Genomic DNA, 7,014 nt, shown 5'->3' on the forward strand with positions numbered 1-7,014 from the left:
ATAACGCTGCACGATGATCGCATCGGTCAGGAACGCCGTGCCGTAGGGGCTGAAGCGCAGTTCGGTGTAGCGGTCCTCCAGCTCCGAAGTCATCAGCACGGTGACACCGATGCTGGCCAGAGCCGACACCATCCGTGCCAGCGCCTCGCGGAAGTCCTCGCGAAACGTGGGCGCCAGTGCAAGCTCGAATCCCGAAAGCGAATCGATCACCACGCGACTGGCCTTGAGTCGCCGTACCTCGGTGGTCAGCAGTACGGCGACCTCGTCCACCGACAGGCCCGGAACGCGCGTGTTGACCACGCCGATGCGACCGCTCTCGATCAACTCGGCTATGGGCTGTCCACGCGACTGCGTGGCGCGCTGCTCGAAGGCGGCGATCACGCCGGTCTCGCCCCGGCTGGCGCCTTCAAGCAGGAACGCCGCAGCCAGAATGCTCTTGCCCGAGCCGGACGGTCCAGCCACCAGCAGCGAGTAACCACGCGGCAGGCCACCACCCATCATCGCGTCCAGGCACGGCACACCCATCGACAGCCGTCCGCTGATGGGCGCCGGAGGCAGATGGGCCGGCTCAGTCACCGGAGCCGGTGCAAACACCTGCAGACCGGTCGCCTTGATACGGAACGTATGCAAGCCGGACAGCGTGGGCTGGCCGCGCATCTTGACGATCTCCAGCTTTCGCACCATCGAGTTGCGCTGCACGCTCTGACGCAGCCAGATCAGGCCGTCGGCCACGGTGAACACCGGGCTGGGATCGCGGTCGCTGAAGTACTCACCGATCAGGAAAGTGGTCGCCTGCCAGCTGGTCATCAGCATGCCCAACTGCTGCACGAACTGCTGCAGGCTGATGAAGCCGTTGCCCTCGCTTTCCCCGGCCAGGATCATCGAACGGAATGAGTCGACGAAGACCAGACCGGGTCCATGCCTCTCGACCTCGGCCTCAATCCGTGCCAATACCCTGGAAAGATCACCGCTGGCGGTCTCTTCGATGAGGTTGATGAAATGGATCGATTGATTGACCTTGTGGCTATCAAAAAAATCGAACTGTTGCTGGTAGCGCAGCATCTTCATCGGCGGCTCACCCAGCACAGTGAAGTAAAGGGCCGGACGCTCGGGCGTGGCCAGTGCAAACATCATCTGGTGCGCCAGCGTGGTCTTGCCGCAACCGGGCGCCCCGGCGATGACATTGAACGAGAACTCGGGGAGTCCACCGCCAAGCACCTCGTCCAAACCTGGGACACCGGTGTGCAACCGGTGAATGGTGGCTTTATCGTTGGTCATATGATGGTGTCCTGCACGGCGTCGCCGCATGGGGGAATATCCCAGACGGGGCGCAGAAGCCGATCAGAAAGCGAGGCGCCGATCAAGGAGATGAGCAGTTCGTGGAAGTTCTGCAGCAGTGCGGCATTCACTGCGACCGCCTCAGCCCAGTCCTGCTGTGACAGCACTGCCTGCAGCACAGCCAGCTCACCCATCGAGGGCAACGCGCTCTCATGTACAGCCGACAGGCACGGATGTGTAGTGCGGGTGAGGAAGGCGCTGCGTTTGAACAGGGCGGCAACACCGGTCTGGCCGATGATCGGCGACAAAGCAACGCCCACGCCATCCCAGATCGAGACGGCTATCTCCGAAATCCTTGCGGCATCGGTGCTTTCGACCGCGAGGCGCTCAAACATCGCCTGGATTCCTTGCGCTTCAGCGTGCATCGGCAATCCCTAGCCTCCGCCATGTACAGACACTTTACGGTACTCCCTTTCGCCGGAAAACATGTGAATAAACGACGAAATCCGTTCACAGAACCGTCCTTCTCCTTCGAAGAACGGTTCCTGGCCGGAACGTGGAAGTCATGCTTGGGTCTGTTCGTTCCTCCCGAGTGCATCATCGATCCTGACCCCGGGATCGCACGCCGTGCGCTGCAGCTTGCTGTGGCCAGGCCACCGTTGCATCGCGCAGAGATTCCTCGCTCTCAAGCACACCAGCGGTGCCTTGGTCCGTCGCTTCGAATGCGTTGCGCCGTCAGCAACATCCAGGCCGCGATCCACGATCCATCGTTCGACGTTCGGCGCCCATGCCCGGGTTGCGAAATGAAACGAACCTCGACACCTGCTCTGGAATGACCCGGGCGAGAGGAACGCGTGCAGCGAAGGGCACGGGTGGTCATCAGGCGCGGCCTTCGCATTTTCCAGATCCGTAGACGGCCAGTGCCTACCGGCCCATGAAACGCCGGCGAGCCACGGACAGAATCAGCCGTTGCAGTGGATTGTTGTTGCCCCCCGGACGCCACGTGTGCACGAGCTTGTTGCGGTAGGCGTCGAAGTGCAGGCCATGAGGTGCCGCGAGCACCTTGCCCCTGCCAAGCAGGATCTTCAACGCCTGGGTCCCGGCGATCCCGGCACAGATTTCGCATGCCATGGGCGTCGATGGTCCCCGCTGATGGACCAGGTCCACCGCAGACGGATCGACCAGATAGGCTTGATGCAGCACGGCAGGCGCCAATCCCACCAGAAAGCGCAGCAACTGTTCGTTCCTGATGCAGCCTTCCAGCCGGAAATACTCTTCGAAGGTCATCTGGCCCGGCAGGAACGCCAGCACCGCAGCACCCATGCCCAACGGCGCCGCGGTAATCGCCGGTATGCCACGTTCGGCACACAGGGCAAACAACCTGGCACGGATATCGAGCACGAAAAAATCCAGCCCGTCGACGTACAGATCCACTCCAGACAGAAACTGCTCCATGTTGTCGAGAGTGACGCCACCGGGAAATGTGTTGATGTCCAGATCCGGGTTGATATCCCGCGCCATCCGCGACACCACATCGACTTTGGGCTGGCCAAGGGTCGACTGGAACGCCCCGGCCTGCCGGTTGAGATTCTCCGTGCCAAAACGGTCGAAATCGGCCAGGTTGAATGACTGGATGCCGAGTCGGGTCAGGGTCAGCAGATGGCTGCCGCCAACACCGCCGAGTCCGGCAATCGCCACGCGCATGGAACGAAGCTTCGCCTGCTCGGACGCGGTGATCCAGCCGATCGTCCGGCTGAATGCCGTTGCGTAGTCGAACGACTCCGTCGTGACCAGTTCATCAGACATCATGGGACACCTACCTTTGCAATATCGCGTCAAGGTGTTGCCAAGCCGGCGCGGTAGCATCGACCTGTGGCGGTACACAAAACATGTGCGATCGCCCCTGAGCGCCGCTTCGCCCGACGAGCAGATCGACCGGGCCGTCTGCAGTCCGCGGGCAACAGAACGGCCCGCCTTGGCCTGACTCTTCACAACGGCCGCTTCAAATTTGCTGCAACGTGCGAACCCGTTCAAGGAAAACCAGGTACAGAAAAATGGCGCCGCTTGGGAAAGCGGCGCCATCGATCTTCAAACGACTTGCATGAACCGCGTGCGCTATGAGAGTTCTTCAGCCTCTTCCTTGCTGCGCCGGCGGAGCATCAAGCCCAGGACGCCCAGACCAAGGCCCAGCAGACCGATCTCGGCCGGCTCGGGTACTGGCATCGTTGAGCCGGTAATGGTCGCACCGCCCTCGATCGCGTACGTGACGCCGTTCCCACCCACAAATGAACCCCCGGGAATGGCGCTGAAGTTGGTCGTCATGAAAAAATCAGCTAACCCGCCAAGCCCATCATGTTGCGTTTGGGTCTGCATGAAAATCGCCGCAGGGCCACCGGTTGCGTCCAAGTACCCGGCTCCACCGGAGCCTGTACCCGGAGTGGTGATACTGCCTGAGGCAGTGGCGAAAAGATCACCTTGCCAGCCCGTCGGGTAACCGGTGATTGTACTGTTATGGCCAGTCAACGTGAGCCAAGGTGTGCCCGTCGTGATGTTGGAGGGATCCTTTGAATTATAGGTGCCGGAAGGCAAGACGTAAAAGTTCACGGCTCCGGCGTTGAACAAGACCTGCAAAGTGGAGGGGTCCGTGTTCGCCACCGTGTACTGGAACGTGTAGGCGAGCTGGCAGCCTGAACAAAAGTTGGTATCTTGGTTTATCCCGGACACCAAGCCGTAGCCGGTCAACGTGTCGCCAGGACTCGCAACGCTCGTTTCTATGAGGCTGCTAGTGGCCACGGTCAGGTCAAATGTGCTGTTAGGGTCCCATTTGACGCCACCCACGCTGACCGTGGTCGCGAACGCCGCTCCACTCGCACCCAGCGCCAGCGCACATGCGAGTGCAACTCCAATGTATTTTTTCTTCAACATGATGTTCATCCTTGATGCTTGGTAAGAATCAACCGATACAACCGAAACGGCAGTGACGCGCTATTGACATTGCCTCGTGGAATAAGTAGCAAGAAACGCGCCATGTATCAAACATGCTGTTTTATAAGGGATTATTTATATAGCGCTTCCGGATTTCTTCGCTTTTTGTAAGGTATCCCGACACCTTTGCGGATTTGTGCACTGGCACAAGATTTTTTCGCCATGGTGCCGCAGGCATCCGCCTGACCACCATTACATCGTTTACAATTCAATGAGTTACATCTCAATTCTCCAGCCGTGCTTTTGACCGCCAACAGCTCAAGCCGCTGCTTCGGCGATCCCGCATACGCCCGCACAAACCGAGAATGAATATAACAGACTGTTATTTATGTAAATTTATCCGAGGGCAACTGCAAGCCAAGTTTGTAAAGGATTCCGACGCATAGTGGAATCACATGTGCATGGTCCTCCCAGCGTGAAACCGCGAGGGCGACCAAAGACATTAACGGCGAGAGTTTACCTCGCAGGACTTCATCGCCGAGGGGCTGCGGCAGGGCATCGCGGATGGGTGAAGAACAAGATCGCGCAGTGCGCGCAGTGCCAGAAGGTCATCGCACACAAACGAAAATCGTGCCTGGGTCCGCTATGGGAAATCGCCGAAACTTGCGGGCGCGCGGCGCCCACTGCGATCGCTCGGAGCGGACCGCGCATAGCCAAGGCGCAAAAACACCAGCCCATATCCCGATTCACACAGTTCGCACAGGGCTGAACCCAGGCGTGAGAGCGCCCCCTGAAAAGCTGGCTCGATGGATACGAACCCAAGACCGAGCACTCCCGCCGCCGCGTACGGCTGGACCGACAGCCCGTCCAGAGTGGCCTCAAGCCACACGCGCTGCAAAGCGCGGCCACCCGCGAGCACATCGGCTCGCGCCTTGGACGGAATGACGAGCAGACAGAGGCCGGGCGACAGCCGGATCGGCAACCAGGCCGAGCGCCACCCGAGAACCGACGCCGCGCCCAGCCGGTTGAGCATGCTCATCATCGCGGGACGACGCAGCATCTGGAACAGCGGGCGCATCGGGGGCTCCACGGCCAGCGTCGCCGGGGCCAGACCTTCTTCGCAGACGGAGTGCCAGCCAACAGCAAAACGGATACTCGAAAACAGTTCCGCGTGCAGCGTCGGACTCCTGAAACGCAGCGTCTCGGCCTGCCTGATGACCTTGAGTGCAGCTTTTCTCTCAGGTGGTGTCTGTGGCCAATAAAGCCGCGGCCCGGGAATCTGCAGGGCCTGGGTGTTCAGGCGCGTCTGCGTATCGCTGGTGACCGGGCCGCCCCAGGGGAAACGGCGGTCGGTGTGTCGCTGCTGGATGGCACCCGCCAGCGGCTCGACCTGGTCGCACTCGGGATCATGGCGCCACCGGATGCGGGCGACCCACAGCTCGTCGTCATGCTGCGGGAAAGTCTGCAGGTCCGCCGCATAGCCGAGTGACCGACCCTGGACGATCAGATTTTCAAGGCACGCACCAGCGGCCAGGTCGCTGAGGACAAATCGGGTATCGGAAACAAGACCGCTACGGCTTGCATCGATTCGAAGGTCCAGGTCGTCCCCGCTCCACGCAAAACGCCACGGCTGCGAATTATCCGCCGAGGGCGCGGCGATGCCCGCACGTAGAATGTCTGCTTTTGTTTGCCGGTTCACAGCCCGCGTCCATTCATATGGTACGACCGTGTGCCTTGATGGAAAGCGCCAAATATCTTCATGTATTACAGATAGTTACGACTATTTCTTGTGCCTGTCATACAACCTCCCCGCTCAAGCACTATACGCGGGGACAAAGGCTGCGTCCTGTACCGCCCCTGCTTTCTCGTAGCTGTCAAGCTCATTGCGGACCGACGCCGTGCTCGATGCCCCGGGGCAGGCGCTGCAAGCAACGGCTTTACAGTTAGAAGGGCGTCCAGGGCATGCAAGTACATGTCGATCCGCCACACCGACCGGTTGGCCGAGTCCGGCCGAAGCCCAGCTGGCTGTCGCAGACTCCTGCGACAATGTGCTGGCCTGGACGAGCGGCATCCTGTATAAGGCCAAAGTGACTCATCGGCAATCGTGACGCAATTGCGAAGCCGTCGAACGGCGCACTTGACTGGGTGAACGGTTCCAACAACAAGCGGCTGCTGAGGCCGATCGGGCTCACCCTGCCAGCGAAAGCTGAAAAGGTTACTATCGGCAACAGGTTACTTTCTGCAACACAATGTCCGGCCATGGTGGCCTGACTCAACCGAAACGGTTTCCGGGGAATCCGGTGCGGTTCACTTTCCACGCGTTTCGCGCCTTCGAGCTCGTCTTACGAAGGTTACCTCACTGAAGTACGGTTACGGTTCAAACGCGCTTCAACCTGAAGATCAGGGTGTCACGCCTGCTGCCAACCACGACCAGAAAACGCGCCATGCGGCGCACGATGTCCGGTTGCTGACATGCGACGCAAACAGGTTCACGGTTGAGGAAGATCACCAGGTTTTCTAAAGGTTTGTGCATCTTGATGGGTTGTTTTCACATGCAGTTCACACAACCCCGAATGATCACAGCTTATGATTTAGGCTAGCAACGCATTATGCGCCTTGAGGAGTGAACAGTGCCCCACGATGGGGTCGCGCACCCATTTCAGCACAGGGAAGTCCGTCTTGGCCGACGTGAAAAAATGCGGGGCCAATTTCCATGTGATCCAGGGAGTGGCATGCATCAAAGCAACGTGCCGAGGATCGGAGACTCAAACATGAACCCAGATATATCAAAAGAAATGCCTGAGACAGTCA

6 protein-coding genes are annotated in these 7,014 nt (G+C 59.7%); all 6 read right to left on the minus strand.

The genetic code is table 11. The features are described from left to right. On the minus strand, positions 1-1,278 hold a 1,278-nt coding region (locus tag PF446_RS02940; RefSeq protein ID WP_298069559.1), incomplete at its 3' end, for an ATPase domain-containing protein. Then, positions 1,275-1,703, minus strand: a complete 429-nt coding sequence (locus PF446_RS02945) for a hypothetical protein (protein ID WP_298069561.1) — start codon at positions 1,701-1,703, stop codon at positions 1,275-1,277. The genes PF446_RS02940 and PF446_RS02945, both read right to left, overlap by 4 nt. A 499-nt stretch (positions 1,704-2,202) precedes the next feature. After that, complete coding sequence (locus PF446_RS02950; RefSeq protein WP_298069563.1) at positions 2,203-3,360, minus strand: ThiF family adenylyltransferase; 1,158 nt, start codon at positions 3,358-3,360, stop codon at positions 2,203-2,205. A 33-nt stretch (positions 3,361-3,393) separates the two neighbouring features. After that, positions 3,394-4,203 carry a PEP-CTERM sorting domain-containing protein gene (locus PF446_RS02955; protein ID WP_298069565.1) on the minus strand — a complete coding sequence of 270 codons (810 nt, stop codon included), beginning with the start codon at positions 4,201-4,203 and terminating at the stop codon, positions 3,394-3,396. Positions 4,204-4,846: 643 nt separating this feature from the next. Continuing rightward, positions 4,847-5,902, minus strand: a complete 1,056-nt coding sequence (locus PF446_RS02960) for a hypothetical protein (protein ID WP_298069567.1) — start codon at positions 5,900-5,902, stop codon at positions 4,847-4,849. 678 nt (positions 5,903-6,580) lie between these two features. Further along, positions 6,581-6,736, minus strand: a complete 156-nt coding sequence (locus tag PF446_RS02965; protein WP_298069570.1) for a hypothetical protein — start codon at positions 6,734-6,736, stop codon at positions 6,581-6,583. Between the last annotated feature and the right edge of the window lie 278 nt (positions 6,737-7,014).

This window comes from Oleiagrimonas sp. (assembly GCF_027858935.1).
Classification (GTDB): domain Bacteria; phylum Pseudomonadota; class Gammaproteobacteria; order Xanthomonadales; family Rhodanobacteraceae; genus Oleiagrimonas.

Bases quoted from the DNA above. Each gene is read 5' to 3' on its own strand.
- PF446_RS02950 (WP_298069563.1), bottom strand. From the start codon at position 3,360: ATGGCGCCGCTTTCCCAAGCGGCGCCATTTTTCTGTACCTGGTTTTCC.
- PF446_RS02965 (WP_298069570.1), bottom strand. From the start codon at position 6,736: ATGCACAAACCTTTAGAAAACCTGGTGATCTTCCTCAACCGTGAACCT.
- PF446_RS02945 (WP_298069561.1), bottom strand. From the start codon at position 1,703: ATGCACGCTGAAGCGCAAGGAATCCAGGCGATGTTTGAGCGCCTCGCG.
- PF446_RS02955 (WP_298069565.1), bottom strand. From the start codon at position 4,203: ATGTTGAAGAAAAAATACATTGGAGTTGCACTCGCATGTGCGCTGGCG.